20 protein-coding genes are annotated in these 18558 nt (G+C 45.0%); 17 read left to right on the top strand and 3 right to left on the bottom strand.

Annotation, left to right across the window (positions count from 1 at the left end; genetic code table 11):
* Window positions 1–12 precede the first annotated feature (12 nt).
* The 4 genes from lolA to R8O70_RS09025 all read left to right on the top strand — a co-directional run bounded on the left by lolA (window position 13) and on the right by R8O70_RS09025 (window position 3857).
* Window positions 13–639, top strand: a complete 627-nt coding sequence (lolA, locus tag R8O70_RS09040) for an outer membrane lipoprotein chaperone LolA (protein ID WP_005388103.1) — start codon at window positions 13–15, stop codon at window positions 637–639.
* Window positions 640–1995, top strand: coding sequence for a replication-associated recombination protein A (locus tag R8O70_RS09035; RefSeq protein ID WP_038889531.1), 1356 nt, complete (start codon window positions 640–642; stop codon window positions 1993–1995).
* Between the two features lie 91 nt (window positions 1996–2086).
* The gene (gene serS / locus R8O70_RS09030; RefSeq protein ID WP_170890556.1) at window positions 2087–3394 is read left to right on the top strand and encodes a serine--tRNA ligase; all 1308 of its coding nucleotides are present in this window, start codon (window positions 2087–2089) and stop codon (window positions 3392–3394) included.
* A gap of 196 nt (window positions 3395–3590) precedes the next feature.
* A complete protein-coding gene (locus R8O70_RS09025) occupies window positions 3591–3857 on the top strand; it encodes a DksA/TraR family C4-type zinc finger protein (RefSeq protein WP_017634396.1) in 267 nt (88 codons plus the stop codon).
* 69 nt (window positions 3858–3926) lie between these two features.
* Here R8O70_RS09025 and bioA read toward each other — a convergent pair whose 3' ends face one another.
* On the bottom strand, window positions 3927–5207 hold the full coding sequence (bioA, locus tag R8O70_RS09020; RefSeq protein ID WP_054575124.1) for an adenosylmethionine--8-amino-7-oxononanoate transaminase: 1281 nt from the start codon (window positions 5205–5207) through the stop codon (window positions 3927–3929).
* Window positions 5208–5337: 130 nt separating this feature from the next.
* On the opposite strand from bioA, the gene bioB reads away from it, so the two are divergent.
* Genes bioB through bioD form a run of 4 tightly spaced genes read left to right on the top strand, consistent with a single transcriptional unit; the run spans window position 5338 to window position 9032 of the window.
* The gene (bioB, locus tag R8O70_RS09015) at window positions 5338–6390 is read left to right on the top strand and encodes a biotin synthase BioB (protein WP_005378222.1); all 1053 of its coding nucleotides are present in this window, start codon (window positions 5338–5340) and stop codon (window positions 6388–6390) included.
* Window positions 6377–7528, top strand: coding sequence for an 8-amino-7-oxononanoate synthase (gene bioF, locus R8O70_RS09010; RefSeq protein WP_017821706.1), 1152 nt, complete (start codon window positions 6377–6379; stop codon window positions 7526–7528). The genes bioB and bioF overlap by 14 nt, the downstream gene beginning before the upstream one ends.
* A complete protein-coding gene (gene bioC / locus R8O70_RS09005; protein WP_318184146.1) occupies window positions 7528–8349 on the top strand; it encodes a malonyl-ACP O-methyltransferase BioC in 822 nt (273 codons plus the stop codon). The genes bioF and bioC overlap by 1 nt, the downstream gene beginning before the upstream one ends.
* Entirely contained in the window at window positions 8346–9032 is a 687-nt protein-coding gene (gene bioD / locus R8O70_RS09000) for a dethiobiotin synthase (protein ID WP_005378217.1), read from the top strand. Before bioC ends, bioD begins: the two co-directional genes overlap by 4 nt.
* 81 nt (window positions 9033–9113) lie before the next feature.
* Here the strand turns inward: bioD and R8O70_RS08995 are convergent, their stop codons facing one another.
* A complete protein-coding gene (locus R8O70_RS08995) occupies window positions 9114–9281 on the bottom strand; it encodes a hypothetical protein (protein ID WP_005378215.1) in 168 nt (55 codons plus the stop codon).
* 509 nt (window positions 9282–9790) lie between these two features.
* On the opposite strand from R8O70_RS08995, the gene htpX reads away from it, so the two are divergent.
* The 9 genes from htpX (at window position 9791) to R8O70_RS08950 (ending at window position 17009) form a co-directional block, all read left to right on the top strand.
* On the top strand, window positions 9791–10660 hold the full coding sequence (gene htpX, locus R8O70_RS08990) for a protease HtpX (protein ID WP_005388085.1): 870 nt from the start codon (window positions 9791–9793) through the stop codon (window positions 10658–10660).
* A gap of 209 nt (window positions 10661–10869) precedes the next feature.
* Window positions 10870–11289 (top strand): nuclear transport factor 2 family protein, encoded by a 420-nt coding sequence (locus tag R8O70_RS08985; RefSeq protein ID WP_005378211.1) that lies wholly within the window; start codon window positions 10870–10872, stop codon window positions 11287–11289.
* The gene (locus R8O70_RS08980; protein ID WP_047100788.1) at window positions 11286–12011 is read left to right on the top strand and encodes an SDR family oxidoreductase; all 726 of its coding nucleotides are present in this window, start codon (window positions 11286–11288) and stop codon (window positions 12009–12011) included. The genes R8O70_RS08985 and R8O70_RS08980 overlap by 4 nt, the downstream gene beginning before the upstream one ends.
* A gap of 12 nt (window positions 12012–12023) precedes the next feature.
* Complete coding sequence (locus R8O70_RS08975) at window positions 12024–13334, top strand: NAD(P)/FAD-dependent oxidoreductase (protein ID WP_213870921.1); 1311 nt, start codon at window positions 12024–12026, stop codon at window positions 13332–13334.
* 1 nt (window position 13335) lies between these two features.
* Window positions 13336–14154, top strand: coding sequence for a DUF1365 domain-containing protein (locus R8O70_RS08970; RefSeq protein ID WP_172563321.1), 819 nt, complete (start codon window positions 13336–13338; stop codon window positions 14152–14154).
* On the top strand, window positions 14148–15404 hold the full coding sequence (locus R8O70_RS08965; RefSeq protein ID WP_132936558.1) for an SAM-dependent methyltransferase: 1257 nt from the start codon (window positions 14148–14150) through the stop codon (window positions 15402–15404). Before R8O70_RS08970 ends, R8O70_RS08965 begins: the two co-directional genes overlap by 7 nt.
* 6 nt (window positions 15405–15410) lie before the next feature.
* Complete coding sequence (locus R8O70_RS08960) at window positions 15411–15923, top strand: DUF2878 domain-containing protein (RefSeq protein ID WP_054576397.1); 513 nt, start codon at window positions 15411–15413, stop codon at window positions 15921–15923.
* Entirely contained in the window at window positions 15883–16476 is a 594-nt protein-coding gene (locus tag R8O70_RS08955) for a chalcone isomerase family protein (RefSeq protein ID WP_138939996.1), read from the top strand. Before R8O70_RS08960 ends, R8O70_RS08955 begins: the two co-directional genes overlap by 41 nt.
* Window positions 16476–17009, top strand: coding sequence for a DUF3833 domain-containing protein (locus R8O70_RS08950; RefSeq protein WP_005378200.1), 534 nt, complete (start codon window positions 16476–16478; stop codon window positions 17007–17009). Before R8O70_RS08955 ends, R8O70_RS08950 begins: the two co-directional genes overlap by 1 nt.
* Window positions 17010–17142: 133 nt before the next feature.
* On the opposite strand, the gene purB is transcribed toward R8O70_RS08950, so the two are convergent.
* Window positions 17143–18513, bottom strand: coding sequence for an adenylosuccinate lyase (purB, locus tag R8O70_RS08945; RefSeq protein ID WP_186584338.1), 1371 nt, complete (start codon window positions 18511–18513; stop codon window positions 17143–17145).
* Window positions 18514–18558: the final 45 nt, after the last annotated feature.

The following is an 18558-nucleotide window of genomic DNA, read 5'->3' as shown; positions in this document are numbered from 1 at the left end:
ATAGGTATCTGAATGAAAAAACTATTTTCAGCGAAACTTTTCTCTGCGCTTGTTTTAAGCTTTTCCCTCTTTTCTACCGCACACGCAGCATCTCCTAAAGATGAATTAAACAAACGCCTTTCTATGAATGATGGCTTTAGTGCGGATTTCTCTCAGCAGGTTATCAGCCCTGAAGGCGAAACGGTTATGGAAGGAGAAGGTACGGTTGAAATCGCTCGGCCAAGCCTGTTCCGTTGGAGTACAACATTCCCTGATGAGAACCTATTGGTCTCTGACGGTAAGACATTGTGGTACTACAGCCCATTCATCGAGCAAGTGAGCATCTACTGGCAAGAGCAAGCAACAGAGCAAACGCCATTTGTTTTGCTAACGCGTAACCGAGCAAGTGATTGGAATAACTACAAAATATCTCAAAAAGGTGACCAGTTCACTCTCATTCCTACTGCAGTAGACTCCACACAAGGTCAATTCCAGATTAATATTGATGCCAAAGGTGTGGTGAAAGGCTTCAATGTGGTTGAGCAAGACGGCCAAAAAGGTTTGTTCACCTTTAACAACGTGAAGCTGGGTAAACCAAAAGCAGACAGATTCACATTCACAATTCCAAAAGGTGTGGAAGTGGATGACCAAAGGAATTAATTGGTAGTGAGTAATTACACATTAGATTTCTCGGGGGACGAAGATTTTCGTCCCCTTGCTGCTCGTATGAGACCGGAAACGATCGAGCAATATATTGGACAGCAGCACATTTTAGGCCCTGGTAAGCCACTGCGCCGTGCGCTAGAGGCGGGTCACATTCACTCTATGATCCTTTGGGGACCACCAGGCACAGGCAAAACGACATTAGCGGAAGTGGCTGCAAACTATGCCAATGCTGAAGTAGAGCGTGTGTCTGCCGTAACGTCTGGTGTGAAAGAAATCCGTGCAGCAATCGAGAAAGCACGTGAGAACAAAATGGCGGGCCGCCGCACCATCTTATTTGTGGATGAGGTGCATCGCTTCAACAAATCTCAACAAGACGCGTTTTTACCGCATATCGAAGATGGCACGGTTACCTTTATTGGTGCGACGACAGAAAACCCGTCGTTTGAGTTAAACAACGCATTGCTGTCACGTGCACGTGTCTACAAGCTGACGTCTCTCGATAAAGATGAAATCTCACTGGCGCTGAACCAAGCGATCAGCGATAAAGAACGTGGCTTGGGTAACACACCTGCACACTTCGCTGATAACGTATTAGACCGCCTAGCAGAACTGGTAAACGGTGACGCTCGCATGTCTCTCAATTATCTTGAGCTGCTCTACGACATGGCAGAAGACAATGCGCAAGGTGAAAAAGAGATCACGCTTAAGTTGCTTGCGGAAGTAGCAGGGGAGAAAGTCTCTCGCTTTGATAACAAAGGTGATATCTGGTACGACTTAATCTCTGCGGTCCACAAGTCGATTCGTGGCTCTAACCCAGATGCGGCGCTTTACTGGGCTGCACGTATGATTGCTGCGGGTTGTGATCCTCTTTATATTGCCCGTCGATTACTTGCGATAGCATCGGAAGATGTCGGCAATGCGGACCCTAGAGCCATGCAAGTGGCACTCTCCGCGTGGGACTGTTTTACACGCGTTGGTCCAGCAGAAGGTGAACGTGCGATTGCTCAAGCTATTGTTTATCTCGCGTGCGCTCCAAAGAGTAATGCCGTTTACGTTGCTTGGAAACAAGCGCTAACGGACGCTCATAACTTACCTGAATATGAAGTGCCGCATCACCTTCGAAATGCGCCAACCAGTTTGATGAAAGACATGGGTTATGGGGCTGAGTATCGTTATGCTCACGATGAGCCTGGTGCTTACGCAGCAGGTGAGCAATATTTGCCGCCTGAAATGGGCGATCGTAGGTACTATCAGCCGACAAATCGTGGTCTGGAGACCAAAATCGGCGAAAAGTTAGATTACTTGGCTACTTTAGACGCAAATAGCCCACAAAAGCGCTATGAAAAGTAGGCGTTTTTGGATACATTTGTTTAGTAAATTTTTTTAACGCGTACGCTTGGAAAGTGCGCGTGATTTCACAACAAAAAGCATAGGATTAACAATGCTGGATTCTAAATTACTTCGTACAGAGCTGGATGAAACAGCTGCTAAACTGGCGCGTCGTGGCTTTAAGCTAGACGTAGATACTATTCGTAAACTTGAAGAACAACGTAAGTCCATTCAAGTAGAAGTAGAAAATTTACAATCCACGCGTAACTCCATCTCCAAGCAAATCGGCCAAAAAATGGCGGCTGGCGACAAAGAAGGCGCAGAAGAGATCAAGAAACAAATCGGTACGCTAGGTAGCGATCTTGATGCGAAGAAAGTTGAACTTGAGCAAGTAATGGCTCAACTAGACGAATTCACGCGTTCTGTACCAAACATCCCAGCAGATGAAGTGCCAGATGGCAAAGATGAAAACGACAACGTTGAAATCTCTCGTTGGGGTGAGCCAAAGTCTTACGACTTCGAACTGAAAGATCACGTTGACCTAGGCGAAATGGGCGACGGTCTAGACTTCGCAAGTGCAGTTAAGATCACTGGCGCACGTTTCATCGTAATGAAAGGCCAATTTGCTCGTCTACACCGTGCAATCGCTCAGTTCATGCTGGATCTTCACACTGAAGAGCACGGCTACACAGAAATGTACGTACCTTACCTAGTAAACTCTGACAGCCTATTCGGTACTGGTCAGCTTCCTAAGTTTGGTAAAGATCTTTTCCACACTGAGCCGCTAGTAGAAAAAGTAAACGACGAAGAGCCACGTAAACTGTCTCTAATCCCTACTGCAGAAGTACCTGTAACGAACCTAGTTCGTGACACGATTTCTGACGAAGCGGATCTACCAATTAAGATGACAGCTCACACGCCATGTTTCCGTTCAGAAGCAGGTTCTTACGGTCGTGATACTCGTGGTTTGATTCGTATGCACCAGTTCGACAAAGTTGAGCTAGTACAAATCACTAAGCCAGAAGATTCAATGAACGCACTAGAAGAGCTAACAGGTCACGCTGAGAAAGTTCTACAACTTCTTGAGCTTCCTTACCGTAAAGTGGTTCTATGTACAGGTGACATGGGCTTCGGCGCTCGTAAGACTTACGACCTAGAAGTTTGGGTTCCTGCTCAAGAAACTTACCGTGAAATCTCTTCATGTTCTAACATGTGGGACTTCCAAGCTCGTCGTATGCAAGCGCGTTTCCGTCGTAAAGGCGAGAAGAAACCTGAGCTTGTACACACGCTAAACGGTTCTGGTCTAGCTGTAGGTCGTACAATGGTTGCTATCCTAGAAAACAACCAAGAAGCAGACGGCCGTATTGCAATCCCTACAGTACTTCAGAAGTACATGGCGGGCGCAACGCACATCGGTTAATTCATTAACCACTAGAACACCAAAACCCAGCCTTAGTGCTGGGTTTTTTGTTATCTGCGTCGAGTGAAAATTGATTATTACTAAGCTGCAATAGTGTTTTCGAATTTACCCTAATTATCTTGTTATTTGTAATCGATATAATCATCCACCTTACCACGGTAAGTAGATTTTCTCATTCAAGTAACGAGGAGGGCTTATGGCCGTAGGGTGGGCCAATGACGATAGCGTCAGCCAACAAATTCAAAACACAATAGACGACGAGATTTCCCGTGTTCGTGGCAGTATCGCAAGGGGTGAAAGCGCCCATTATTGCGATGAGTGTGGTGATGAGATCCCAGAAGCACGTCGTTTTGCTATGAAAGGCGTTCGTTTGTGTATCGAATGTCAGTCAACAATCGAATTGGTGTCTCAACGCCAAGCATTGTTCAATAGACGAGCGAGTAAAGACAGTCAACTCCGATAACTTTACTGCTCTAATAAATAACGAGACGGTTTGAGTCTCATACTCAAACCGTTTTCATGTTCAATTGAACTATGAAGCGAAGCAGTCTTTACGTTGTAACGCAGCATCAATCGCATTCACTAACTTTTCAATATCTTCTGGCTTGCTGATGAACGGCGGCATCATATAAATCAGTTTGCCAAATGGACGAATCCACACTCCGTGTTCAACAAACAAGGCTTGGATGGTTTCCATATTCACAGGGCGATACGTCTCCACTACGCCAATGGCACCTAACCAACGGGTGTTTTTTACCAACTCGTGTTCTTCAAGTTTTGGCAGTAACTCAGAAAACAACGCTTCGATTTGTTGGGTTTGCTGTTGCCAGTTACCTTGTTCAATCAATTCCAAACTTGCAGTGGCAACAGCGCAGGCAAGTGGGTTACCCATAAAGGTTGGGCCGTGCATAAAACAGCCTGCATCACCACCACAAACGGTGTCTGCTACGTGTTTGCTCGCCAGGGTCGCAGAGAGGGTCATGTAGCCGCCAGTGAGTGCTTTCCCGACACACAGAATGTCTGGTTGAATGTCTGCATGTTCGCAGGCAAACAACTTACCGGTACGACCAAATCCGGTAGCGATCTCATCTGCAATCAATAACAAGCCGTATTTGTCGCAAAGCCTACGCACGCCTTTGAGAAATTCTGGATGGTAGATGCGCATGCCGCCTGCGCCTTGAACAATAGGTTCTAGGATCACCGCAGCAAGTTCTTGATGGTGCGTATCAATCTTATGCTCGAAGTCAGTAAGAGCTTCTGGATCCCATTCATCCCAATAACCACAAGTTGGGGACTCCGCAAAGATATGTTCAGGTAAAAAGCCTTTGTAGAGAGAGTGCATTGAGTTGTCAGGATCGGTAACCGACATCGCCGCAAACGTATCGCCGTGATAACCGTGTCGCAAAGTAAGAAACTTCGGTCGGCGTTCGCCTTTTGCATGCCAATATTGCAGTGCCATTTTTAAGCTGACTTCTACGGCAACGGAGCCTGAATCGGCAAGGAATACATGTTCAAGATTACTTGGGGCTAGGGATAGCAACTTCTTACACAAACTGATTGCTGGCTGGTGGGTAATCCCGCCAAACATCACGTGAGAGACCTGATCGATTTGCTGGTGAGCGGCTTGATTTAAGTGCGGATGGTTATAGCCGTGGATCGTCGACCACCAAGAAGACATTCCATCGACCAGCTCTGTACCGTCTTCCAGTTTAATGTGAACACCATTTGCCGATGCCACTGGGTAGCAGGTCAGAGGTGTCAATGTCGAAGTGTAAGGATGCCAGATATGCTGGCGGTCGAAGGCGAGATCCATGTGCGATTCCAATAACAATTAAGATTAAAAAATAAACAGATGTAAACTTTGTTCCTTTGTGTTGTGTTGACAGTTTATCGAGACTCAGTAGACTGTCAACACAACAACAAAAGTGACTAAAGGAATACACGTGGAAGTTCGTCATAACTGGACGCATGCTGAAGTGCGCGATCTCATGGAAAAACCATTCATGGATCTCCTATTCGAAGCGCAGCTTGTACATCGTCAATATCAACAAACCAACCATGTTCAAGTAAGCACGCTTCTGTCGATTAAGACAGGTGCTTGTCCAGAAGATTGTAAGTACTGTCCTCAGAGTGCTCGTTACACCACAGACATCGAGAAAGAGCGTCTGATGGAAGTAGAACGCGTACTCGATGCTGCGCAAAAAGCCAAAAATGCTGGTTCTACTCGATTCTGTATGGGCGCAGCATGGAAAAATCCAAAAGAGCGTGACATGCCGCATTTGACCGACATGATCAAAGGCGTGAAGGGCATGGGTTTAGAAACGTGTATGACATTAGGCATGTTGACACCAGATCAAGCAAAACAACTGGCAACCGCAGGTTTGGATTACTACAACCACAACCTAGATACGTCTCCTGAATTTTACGGCAACATCATTACCACACGTACTTATCAAGACCGTTTAGATACTTTGTCTCATGTTCGTGATGCTGGCATGAAGATCTGTTCCGGTGGCATCATCGGTATGGGTGAAAGTGCTAACGACCGAGCAGGTTTGTTGGTTGAATTAGCTAACTTGCCAGTGCATCCTGAAAGTGTGCCAATCAACATGCTGGTTAAGGTGAAAGGCACACCACTGGAAGAGGTGGACGATGTTGAGCCATTCGATTTCATTCGCTTGATTGCGATTGCGCGCATCATGATGCCTCAATCAGCGGTTCGTCTATCGGCTGGCCGTGAAAACATGAACGAACAAATGCAAGCGCTGTGTTTTATGGCGGGTGCAAACTCAGTCTTCTATGGCTGCAAACTTCTGACGACTCCAAATCCTTCTGAAGATAAGGACATGATGCTGTTCAATAAGCTCGGTATTAACAGCCAAGAGGTGTCTCAAAAGCCTGATGAAATCGAAGAAAACGAGTTACTCGATCGCGTCGTAGAGCGCGTTGCTGCCCGTCCGACAAAAGACGACCTTTTCTACGATGCCAGCGTTTAAATCTCGTATCGAGTCCGCCCTTGCTGAGCGTAAAACGCAAGGGTTGAATCGTTCTATGAATGTGGTGTTTGCCGGTAACCAGTCCGTTTTGGAACACGAAGGTAGACGCTACATTAATTTCTCAAGTAATGATTATTTGGGATTGGCTAATGACCAAGCGCTTGTTCGGGCTTGGCAGCAAGGTTTAAGCGTATATGGTAGTGGCAGTGGAGCATCACCGATGGTGACTGGCTTTAGTGCCGCGCACAGCAATTTAGAAGCCGCACTGACCGAATGGTTGGGTTACGACAGAGCAATTCTGTTTGGTTCTGGATTCAGTGCTAATCAAGCCTTGTTGTTCACCTTGTTGGAAAAATCAGACGTATTGATCCAAGACCGTTTGAACCATGCCTCACTGATGGAAGCGGGGGCGTTGTCACCAGCTAAGATGAAGCGCTTCAAACACAATGACATCGAGCACCTAAAGTCGCTGATTAATAGCGAAGACAACCATCTAGTTGTGACTGAAGGGGTATTCAGCATGGACGGCGACTGTGCGCCGCTTAGCGATATAGCTGAAGTCACTCGTAGTCATGATGCTTGGTTTGCTGTCGATGACGCTCATGGTATTGGCGTTCTTGGTCAATCCGGTGGTGGTTCTTGCGAGTTGGCAACGGTTAAACCCGAGATACTGATCGTTACTTTCGGCAAAGCGTTTGGTATGTCTGGCGCGGCTATTTTATGTGACCACGCAACGGGAGACTTTTTGACTCAGTTTGCTCGTCACCATGTGTATTCCACAGCGATGCCTCCGGCACAAGCCTACGCGCTCACGCATGCGGTTTCTATGGTTCAAGAGCAGTCTTGGCGACGTGAAAAGCTCTCTGAGCTTAGTGAAGTGTATCGAGATAGCCTTAGCGACCTTGAGGGGTTTGTTGAGACTCAAACTTCGATTAAGCCCTTTTTGATTGGTGAATCTGAATTGGCTTTGCGAGTAGCAGGTGCTTGTCGCCAAAACGGTATTTGGGTGACTGCTATTCGCCCTCCGACGGTGCCTAAAGGAACGTCTCGTCTTCGAATCACACTCACTGCCAATCACACTAATGAACAAGTTAAAACGCTTTCAATCGCATTGAAGCAAGCATTAGGAGCGCTGTAATGGATAATGCAACTACCGCATTAGCGCAAACGCTCGCGTTAGAGAGTTTCCATCAAGATAAAGACGCGATTGCCTCTTCGTTTGGTAAAGCAGCAGAAACATACGATAAACATGCGGCTTTTCAACGTGATGTCGGGCATCAGATGCTTGATAAACTTCCTGAAAACTTGACGGGAAAACGTGTATTGGATTTAGGTTGTGGCACGGGTTATTTCTCCCAACTACTTCAACAACGCGGTGCGGAAGTAGTCTGCGGCGATATCTCTCAAGCCATGTTAGATAAAGCAGAGCAGCGTTGTGGTGCAGTACGAATGCACTACCAAGTTGCTGATGCTCAAAACTTACCATTTGACGATGATAGCTTCGATTATGTGTTTTCAAGTTTAGCGCTGCAATGGTGTACAGATTTAAGTTACCCACTAAAAGAAGTGCGCCGCGTGCTAAAAAATGGTGGGAAAGCGTGGTTCTCTACACTGGTTGATGGATCACTGTATGAGCTGCGTGCATCATGGGAAAAAATTGATGCATATCAACACGTCAATAACTTTCTAACGCTCAATCAGGTAAAAATTGCGTTAGCGCAATCTCGATGTGACAGCCATCAACTAGACTTGACCACCATCACAGTTTGGTACGACTCTGCATTTTCAGTTATGCGTGACCTCAAAGGTATAGGTGCAAATCACGTAAGCGGGCGCTCACACGGTTTAACTAGTCGCGAGACTTTGTTAAAAGTTGAGCATGCGTACCAAGCGTTTAAAAACGATCAAGGTCTTCTACCTGCAAGTTATCAGGTTTGTTTTGGAGTAATACATCTATGATTGATGCTTTTTTTATTGCTGGTACGGATACTGATGTTGGAAAGACGGTAGCGTCTAAAGCCATTTTGCAAGCGATCGCCGCAAAAGGACTAAACACTATTGGTTATAAGCCAGTGGCAGCAGGGAGTGACAAGACTGAAGCCGGATGGCGTAACTCTGATGCTTTACACTTACAAGACGCCGCAACACTCGATGTGGCCTATGATGATGTGAACCCATACGCTTTAGAGTTGCCTGCTTCTCCCCACATTGCAGCGAAGCATGAACATGTCGAAATAAGTTACGATGTTCTGAGTCAAAAACTGGCTCAACATAAGCAGCAAGCCGATGTTGTTCTCGTTGAAGGTGCTGGAGGCTGGCGTGTGCCAGTATCCGATACGGACTGTTTATCTACATGGGTAAAAGAAGAGCAGTTACCTGTTGTACTGGTGGTTGGCATTAAATTAGGCTGTTTGAGCCACGCTTTACTCACAGCAGAGAGTATTAAAGCGGATGGTTTGAATCTTGTTGGCTGGGTGGCAAACCGCGTCAACCCAGGCACAGAGCACTACGCTGACATTATCGAGATGCTAGAAGCACGTATCGATGCACCTAAGCTTGGGGAAATTCCATATATTCCAAGTGCTAAACGTAAAGAGCTAGGCAAGTACATTAATGTAGAGCCGTTGCTAAACACTGACTAATGGTGTTTAGGGTAAAAGACTAAAAAACCAAAGGGCTGCGCAATGCAGCCCTTTCTTGTTGGTGTAACCTAAAAAGTCAGATTACTTATCTTGGCTGAGCCCCATCAATGCTTGTTGTGTTTCTGCAACACGCTGAGACATATGATGATCGGTTGAAATACCAAGTTGTTGCTTTGCCTCGTCCTCTGAGATGCCTAGGTGACAACGCAGTAAATCAATAGCCATTTGATAGTCGTTAGTTTCTACCATGGTTTTTCCCTCAATACATGGAGTTTTTGAGCTCACCCAATGCACTTTTTGCAATGTACTTAGAGTGGCTCTGTTTTGTTCATCTCATTCGAATTTAGCATGTCCATGTAGCCGCACAATAAGACCAAAGTCTATAGCAGAGCTAACGTACTGTTTTTGGTCTATTAAAAAATTTCTAGCTAAGTTGCTAAGAGGTGATAGATTTAACACCAAGATCATCTATCAATAGATGATGGGTAGCTCAGAGCTTATTTTATCATTTTGATAAATGTATATGAACGGAGGTTCCGGCTCCTACCAAAGCATGTTTTGAAATCGCTTGAATCAAATATTTCAGTCCCGAAAACAAATGTTGCAATTTATTGCTTAACCTTGTTTTTATCGCGGATAGACTATATCTATAACGCACGGAACATGAAAATCAACGGAATTGGCTTTTATAGCGATTACCATTTGTTCCTTATAACAATCCGTTTTAAAAAAACGATAAGCTTCCTCGGAGAAAAGTAATGAAGCGAATTATGTTATTCCTAGCAACTAACCTAGCTGTCGTGCTAGTGCTTAGTGTTGTTCTGAATATTGTTTACGCTGTAACTGGAATGCAACCAGGCAGTCTGTCAGGTTTACTTGTAATGGCTGCTGTATTTGGTTTTGGTGGCGCATTTATTTCGTTGATGATGTCAAAGGGTATGGCGCTACGCTCGGTTGGTGGTATGGTCATTGAAAGCCCGCGCAACGAAACGGAGCATTGGTTAGTCGAAACTGTGGGTCGTCAAGCTCAACAAGTGGGTATTGGTATGCCAACGGTGGCTATTTATGATTCACCAGATATCAATGCATTTGCGACAGGTGCAAAACGAGATGACTCTCTTGTCGCCGTTTCTACTGGTCTTTTACACAATATGACTCGTGATGAGGCAGAGGCAGTACTTGCACACGAAGTGAGCCATATTGCAAATGGTGATATGGTCACGATGACGTTGATGCAAGGTGTCGTGAACACGTTTGTTATCTTCCTATCACGCTTTATTGCCAATATCGTGGCATCGAACGATGATGAAGAAGGCCAAGGTACAAATATGATGGTTTACTTTGGCGTATCCATGGTGCTTGAACTGGTATTTGGTTTCCTAGCTAGCTTCTTGACTATGTGGTACAGCCGTCATCGCGAATTCCACGCGGACGCAGGTGCTGCGCGCCTCGTTGGCAAAGAAAAAATGATTGCGGCTCTAGAGCGTTTGAAGGTGAGTCATGAATCTCAACTGGATGGCACCATGATGGCGTTTGGTATCAATGGCAAGCAGTCGCTGACTGAGCTATTAATGAGCCACCCTCCGCTAGATAAACGTATTGCAGCGTTGCGAGGCCAGCAATACTAATTGTTCCTACTTAAATAATTGTTAATCTGCTGAAAAGGCTTGGTTTTGACCAAGCCTTTTTTTTCGCCGATTGATCGCGTGCGAACTTCATCACGTACTACTTACAGAAATAAAGTTATACAAAATTATTTTTGTACAACTTTGGTGGAATGAACTATCTTGTACATATAATAATTTTGTACAACTTAATGGGCGTGTAGGAGTAAAAAATGGACATACAGTCTGTTGGCAATATCTATCAAAAGCTCAACAAAGCGAACTTACATCTGCTTAAGGATATATATCACCAAGATGTAGTATTTGAGGACGCAGCGCATCGTTTAGAAGGATGGCCAGCACTTTCGGATTATTTCACCTCATTATATGCCAACGTCATCAGTTGTGATTTTGTAATCCATGAGCATCAACAAGTCGGAGATACAGGCTTCCTAACTTGGACAATGGACCTTCAGCATCCCAAACTTCAGAAGGGTGCGCCTATTCTCGTCAATGGTGTTTCGCACCTCAAATTTAGCGAAGGTCAGGTCATTTATCACCGAGACTATTTTGATCTCGGAGAGATGCTCTATGAGCATTTACCGTTACTTGGTTCAGTCGTTAAAACCATCAAGCAGAGGTTAGGACAATGAACAACACCATCTTAATCACAGGCGCCACCTCCGGAATAGGAAGGCAGCTTGCCCTAGATTACGCGAACTCAGAATGGAATGTGATTGCTTGTGGTCGGAATCAAGATGTTCTTGCAGAACTGGAGGCAGTTTCCTCCAAAATTCATACATTGCAGTTTGATGTGACAAATTATGAGGAAACTCAGCAGGCGCTCTCTAATTTGCCATTTACGCCAAACACATGGGTTTTTAACGCAGGCGATTGTGAGTACATGGATGAGGGAGTGGTCGACGCGAAACTCATGGCGCGTGTGATGAACGTAAATGTTGTCGGTGTTGCCAACTGCGTTGAAGGCTGCCAAGTGCATTTAGAGAGAGGGCACCGCATTGTTATTGTTGGCTCTATCGCATCAGAAGTGGCATTGCCTCGTGCTGAAGCTTACGGCGCATCCAAAGCGGCAGTCAGTTATTTTGCACGCACGCTCGCCGTCGACTTGAAAAAGAAAGGGATCAAAGTGGTAACGGTGTTTCCTGGTTTTGTTGAAACGCCGTTGACTGACAAAAACGACTTCGAAATGCCAATGATCATTTCTACTCAGCAAGCGTCGGACTCTATCAGGAAGCAGTTAGCCGCCAACAAGACCTATATCTATTTCCCGGCGAGATTTACCAGTATTTTACGTTTTATCTCGTTACTTCCATACAGTTGGCAAGCTCGCCTAACTGCTAAACTCGTATCATAAGAAGGAATAAAAATGAAAACAGCAGGAAGAAAGAAGATAGCGATTGTGGGAACGGGAATCTCTGGCCTTACTTGTGGTTATTACTTGCATAAAGAACATGATGTAACGCTGTTTGAAGCGAACGATTACATCGGTGGCCATACTGCAACCGTTGATGTGAGCCTTGATGGTAAAGAATACGCGATAGATACTGGGTTCATCGTCTATAACGACCGTACGTACCCTAATTTCATTAAAATGATGAGCGAGATTGGCGTTGAAGGTCTGCCGACTCAAATGAGCTTCAGTGTCAGAAATGATGGGAACGGACTAGAGTACAACGGCCACACAGTGTCGACATTGTTTGCTCAAAAACGTAACTGGGCAAACCCTAAATTTTATCGATTTATCTTCGAGATACTTCGTTTCAATAAACTTGCCAAGCGCTTCGCTAGCGAGCAATCCTCGCACTCTCAGACGTTAGGTGAGTTCCTTGATGAACACAAATTCAGTGCTTTCTTTACCGATAACTACATATTACCGATGGGTGCTGCGATTTGGTCGTCGACTTTAGCTGACATGCGTGCATTCCCTCTTATGTTCTTCTTACGTTTCTTCCTCAACCACGGTCTGCTAGATGTGACTAACCGGCCACAATGGTATGTGATTAAAGGTGGTTCACGTTCATACATTCCACCATTGACCAAAGGCTTTGCGGAGAATATTCGTCTTAATAGTCCTGTCGAAAAAGTGGTTCGCAACGAAAAAGGGGTTGGCGTTCAAGTTCGCGGAGAAACGCATTGGTTTGATGACGTTATCTTTGCTTGTCACAGTGATCAAGCAATGAGAATGCTAGAGGATATCAGCCCAATTGAGCAGGAAATCTTGGGGGATATGACATACCAAGCAAATGAAGTTGTTCTTCATACCGACTCTGCCGTACTACCAAAACGTAAGGCAGCATGGGCATCATGGAACTACCTATTGGAAGGAAGTGAAGAGGAACAGCAACGCCTCCCTTCGCTCACTTATAACATGAACATTCTTCAGCATATTCAATCAGAACACACGTTTTGTGTAACGTTGAACAGTACTGAGCAAATTAACTCAAATAAAGTCTTGCGTTCGTTCACTTATCATCATCCAGTATTCACCACTGAGTCTATTGCAGCGCAGCAGCGCAAAGATGAGATACAGGGCAAAAAAAGTACCTGGTTCTGCGGCGCTTATTGGTACAACGGTTTTCATGAAGATGGCGTGCGTAGCGCGCTTGATGTTGTGAAAGAACTAGAAGAAAAGTACCGCGAACAAAATGTGGTTCCTTTCGAAAAAGGCGCAGCGTGATATGGATAGCGAAATGAACAGCCGATTGTTTATAGGCAACGTTCGTCACCGTCGATTCACGCCGGTGAATCATGAGTTGAACTACTCTTTATTTATGCCCGCCATCGATGTAGACGAGATCGATGCTTTAGAGAAAAAAGTATGGGGTTTTGGTTCGCGTTGGTGGCATTGGGCTCGCTTCAAGCGCAGTGATTACATTGGTGAAGGTAGCGTCAAGTCGGCAGTGCACAGCAAAATTGAAGAACTGACAGGTGTTCGCTGTACCGGCAAGGTAATCGCAGTCTGTCACTTGCGTTATCTAGGACTTTATTTCAGTCCCGTTAATTTCTACTACGTTTATAACACGGAAGGAGAATGGAAGTATCTCCTCGCAGAGGTGAGTAACACTCCTTGGAATGAACGACATTACTACGTGGTGTCAGCAGATAAAGAAGAAGAAAAATTTGGTTGGGAACAAGATAAAGCATTCCATGTTTCACCATTCAACCCGATTGACCAACTCTACCGCTGGAGAATTAAACCTTTGACAGACAAGTTGAATATTCATCTTGAATGTCACAAAGGAGAGAAACACTTTGATGCCACCATGGTTATGAAAGCAAAGCCACTTTCAAGCAAAACCTTATTGAGGTGTTTGATCGTTACACCAATACAAACGGTAAAAGTAATGGTTGGTATTTATTGGCACGCATTAAAACTTTGGGTGAAAGGCGCACCTTTTTATTCTCATCCTAAATATTCAACGCATGAAGAAATAGAAGCCGATATTGAAAAAACAGACAAAAAAAATAAAAAGCACAAGGAGAATTCTGCATGTTAAATACTAGTTCTATGACATTGCCGCGTAAATTGACGACAACGCAAAAAGCGGCTCGCGGAGTTATTTTTCAATGTCTGCAAAAAATGGAAATCGGCTGCTTAACAGTTATTGAAAGTTTTAAGACGGAAACGACAGAGCGAAGCGAGCGTTTTAGTGCGCCAAATGGGGAGTATAGTGGTCAACCTGTTGTCGCTACTATAGAGGTAAAACATCCAGGCTTTTATTCACGGATCTTGCAGGGCGGTAGTATTGCTGCTGGTGAGGCTTATATGGATGGGTGGTGGGATAGCCCCGATTTAACCTCATTAATGAAACTGATGGCCCTTAACATGCGTGCTCTAGATAAACTCGAAGAGCAAGGCAGTTGGTTGACTAAAATACTGTACAAGTTCAGCCATTGGTCAAACAGAAACTCTGAAGAGAACTCACGTAAAAATATCCATGCGCATTACGACTTGGGTAACAACCTATACGAAGCGTTCCTTGACACCAATATGCTGTACTCGTCGGCGCTTTACAATCATGCGGATGACTCTCTAGAGCAGGCTCAAATCAACAAAATGGATCGTCTATGTCAGCAACTTGAGCTGAAATCTACCGATCATGTTGTTGAAATTGGCACTGGGTGGGGCGCTATGGCGATTTACATGGCTGAACAATACGGTTGTCAGGTCACCACAACAACGATATCTGAAGAGCAACACGCGTACGCGGAGCAAAAAATCAAAGAGCGTGGCTTAGAAGACAAAATCACTCTACTCAAAGAAGATTACCGAAACCTAACCGGCACTTATGACAAGCTCGTTTCTATTGAAATGATTGAAGCTGTGGGCAAACAATTCCTGCCTTCGTACATTAAGGTCTGTGAGTCTTTATTGAAGTCTGGTGGCTTGATGGCGATTCAAGCGATTACGATTGCCGATCAGCGTTACGATTACTACAGTAACAACGTCGACTTTATCCAAAAGTACATTTTCCCGGGTGGTTTTTTACCGTCGGTAACCTCACTAACCCAAGCAACAACAAAGTACAGTGACTTAGTGACGCGAGACTTGTTCGATATTGGTTTGGACTACGCCAAGACGCTGAACGAATGGCACCTTCGTTTTAATCGAGCAGAGAGTGAAGTGCGCTCGTTTGGCTACGACGACCGCTTTGTGCGTATGTGGCGCTACTATTTGAGCTACTGTGAAGGTGGCTTTTTGGCTCGCACGATCAGTGCAGTTCACATGACGTTTCAACGCCCGTAGTTCGTTATGAAGGTATTTCTTGCTTCGACATGGTTCCAACTCTGCTGGTTTGCAGCGGTGCTTGGAACCTATCAATGGCAATGGGTCACGTTATTCCTTACTTTGGCAACCCTACTATATTGTTTGAAAACTGACGCATCTTCGCTCAAAAGTATTGGTGTGATCGCCACGATTGGTCTCGTGCTTGATACATTAAATCAGCAATTTTCAATTTTCATGTTTGCCACTCAATGGTTACCCCTTTGGCTTTTGTGCCTTTGGGTTCTGTTCGCCTGGTATGCCTATCAACTCAAGTCAATTTTGTACCGTTTCCCAAAAACCTACGTATCAATAGTAGGCGGACTCGGAGGAACGGCGAGCTACTTTGCTGGCCATAAACTCCAAGCCGTTGAATTTGGATTCAGCACTGGCGCTACACTGGCAATGTTGTTTGTCGAATGGTGCGTCATGATGCTCTTGATACTCAAGGTGTACGGAAATGAAAAGCTTGAAGAGAGACTTAACTCAGAGACTGACTAGGTTGCTTGCGTTGGTAATAGTAACTGGTTCTTTTGCTCTGCAAGCTCAACCTGTTGGAAATAGCGAAGCTGCCAGCAACATTGCGAATTGGAAGGGGTGGAAAACTGTTGGAGAAGCCCAACTTACTTGGTTCATCTTCGATATTTATCACTCAAGATTAAAAGCGCCTGATGGAAAGTTCATCGTAAGCGATGACGTATCGCCACATCCCCTTGCATTGGAAATTAATTACAAGAGAGACATCAGTAAGCAACAGCTGCTTGATGTGACGGATGAGCAGTGGGCGAAACTGGGTTTTACTGACTCATATCGAAAAACTTGGATCAGCGAGCTCGATCGTATGTTTCCTGATATTCAAAAAGGTGACGAGCTTACTTATCTAACAGATGGAAAATCTGGTCAGCTGTTTTATAAGCAGGTTGGGGACGTGCAAGTAAAGAACGTTGGCATCATTGAAGACGAACGAATGAACGATGCATTTTTAGCTATATGGTTATCACCCAACACAGAATTCCCGAAACTCCGAAAACAATTGATAGGGCAGGTTAGATAGTGCTTAAACGAATTTTTAAATCAGCGACTTTAGTGGCAGCTGTTTTTCTTTCGGCATGTTCCGCAGACATTGATAATTACCGCTCTTCTACACCGACTTTTGACGTATTCGGTTATTTCGAAGGCGACATAAAGGCGTGGGGGATGGTGCAAGATTATACCGAACAGCAAACCCGTCGCTTTGAAGTCGATATAGTGGGTACTGTAGAAGGTGATACGCTGACGCTGGTGGAAGACTTCGTGTTTGATGACGGAGAGGTGGACCAGCGAATTTGGGTTATCACTAGATTAGAAGACGGTAGTTATGAAGGTAAGGCAGACGATATTATAGGTGTAGCAACAGGGGAAGAGCAGGGCAATGCGCTACAGTGGCAATATGACTTTGAGCTACAAATGGAGGATTCATCAGTGACGGTTGCTTTTGATGATTGGCTTTATCGTCAGGATGACAGACACGTTTTCAATCTAACGAAAATAAAAAAGTTTGGTGTGGAAGTAGGAACAATAACCTTGTTCTTCCAAAAGCAGCCATAACAAATGGGGCTGATCTTCAATTAATAATCCATTCCATATAACTAAAATTATTTTCTCCCGACCTAACTCTCCTAACTAAAAAAGGTTGACGCTTTCGCGTCAACCTTTTAGGTATCTGGTCGTTACAGGAGGATTACAGCTTATCTGTCAGCTCGATTGCTTGACCGATATAGTTCGCTGGCGTCATCTCTTTCAGACGTGCTTTCTCGTGCTCAGGAAGCTCAAGACCGTCGATGAAGTTACGCATTGCTTCGCCGTCTACACGCTTACCACGAGTTAGCTCTTTCAGCTTCTCGTATGGCTTCTCGATGCCGTAACGACGCATAACTGTTTGTACTGGCTCTGCTAGTACTTCCCAGTTCTTGTCTAGTTCAGCAAGAAGCGCTTCACGGTTTACTTCTAGCTTGCTGATGCCTTTAAGCGTAGAAGTGTAAGCGATGATAGCGTAGCCAACACCAACACCAAGGTTACGTAGAACCGTTGAGTCAGTTAGGTCACGTTGCCAACGAGAGATAGGCAGTTTCTGTGCTAGGTGGCCGAATACAGCGTTCGCAAGACCTAGGTTACCTTCTGAGTTTTCAAAGTCGATTGGGTTAACTTTGTGAGGCATTGTTGAAGAACCGATCTCACCCGCAATAGTTTTTTGCTTGAAGTGGCCTAGTGCAATGTAACCCCAAACGTCACGGTCGAAGTCAATCAGGATAGTGTTGAAACGAGCGATAGCATCGAACAGCTCAGCGATGTAATCGTGCGGTTCGATTTGAGTTGTGTAAGGGTTCCAAGTTACGTCTAGAGACTCTGTGATGAACTCTTCAGAGAACTTGTGCCAATCTAGCTCTGGGTAAGCAGAAAGGTGTGCGTTGTAGTTACCTACTGCACCGTTGATTTTCGCTAGGATCTCAACGTTTTCGATTTGCTTGAATTGACGCTCCATACGGTACGCCACGTTAGCCATTTCTTTACCCATAGTAGATGGAGAAGCAGGCTGACCGTGTGTACGAGATAGAAGAGGAATGTCGCGGTATTCCACTGCTAGTGCTTTGATAGCGTCGATTAGGTTACGGATTTCTGGAAGAATCACGTTCTCACGCGCTTCTTTAAGCATTAGAGCGTGTGATGTGTTGTTGATGTCTTCAGAAGTACATGCGAAGTGGAAGAACTCGTTTACTGCGTGCAGTTCAGGAACGTCTGCTACTTTCTCTTTTAGGAAGTACTCAACCGCTTTTACGTCGTGGTTAGTTGTACGCTCGATCTCTTTGATACGGCGTGCATCTTCTTCAGAGAAGTTTGCAGCAAGGTCGTCTAGGAATTGGTTTGCTTCTGCGCTAAACGCTGGCACTTCTGCAATTTCAGCAGTAGCAGCAAGCTTTTGTAGCCAGCGGATTTCAACGATAGTACGGTACTTTAGTAGACCGTATTCACTGAAAATTTCGCGTAACGCAATTGTCTTGCTTCCGTAACGGCCGTCTACTGGTGAAACAGCAGTCAATGCTGACAGTTCCATGATGTTCTCCTGAATTGGGTTTCTAAATTTCGTGAGCTTTATACC

Origin of the sequence: Vibrio sp. 779(2023), assembly GCF_033344285.1 — a bacterium.
Taxonomy (GTDB): Bacteria; Pseudomonadota; Gammaproteobacteria; order Enterobacterales; family Vibrionaceae; genus Vibrio; species Vibrio alginolyticus.
Note: the sequence above shows the minus strand (reverse complement) of the source record. Positions and strands in the feature narration are given on the sequence as shown.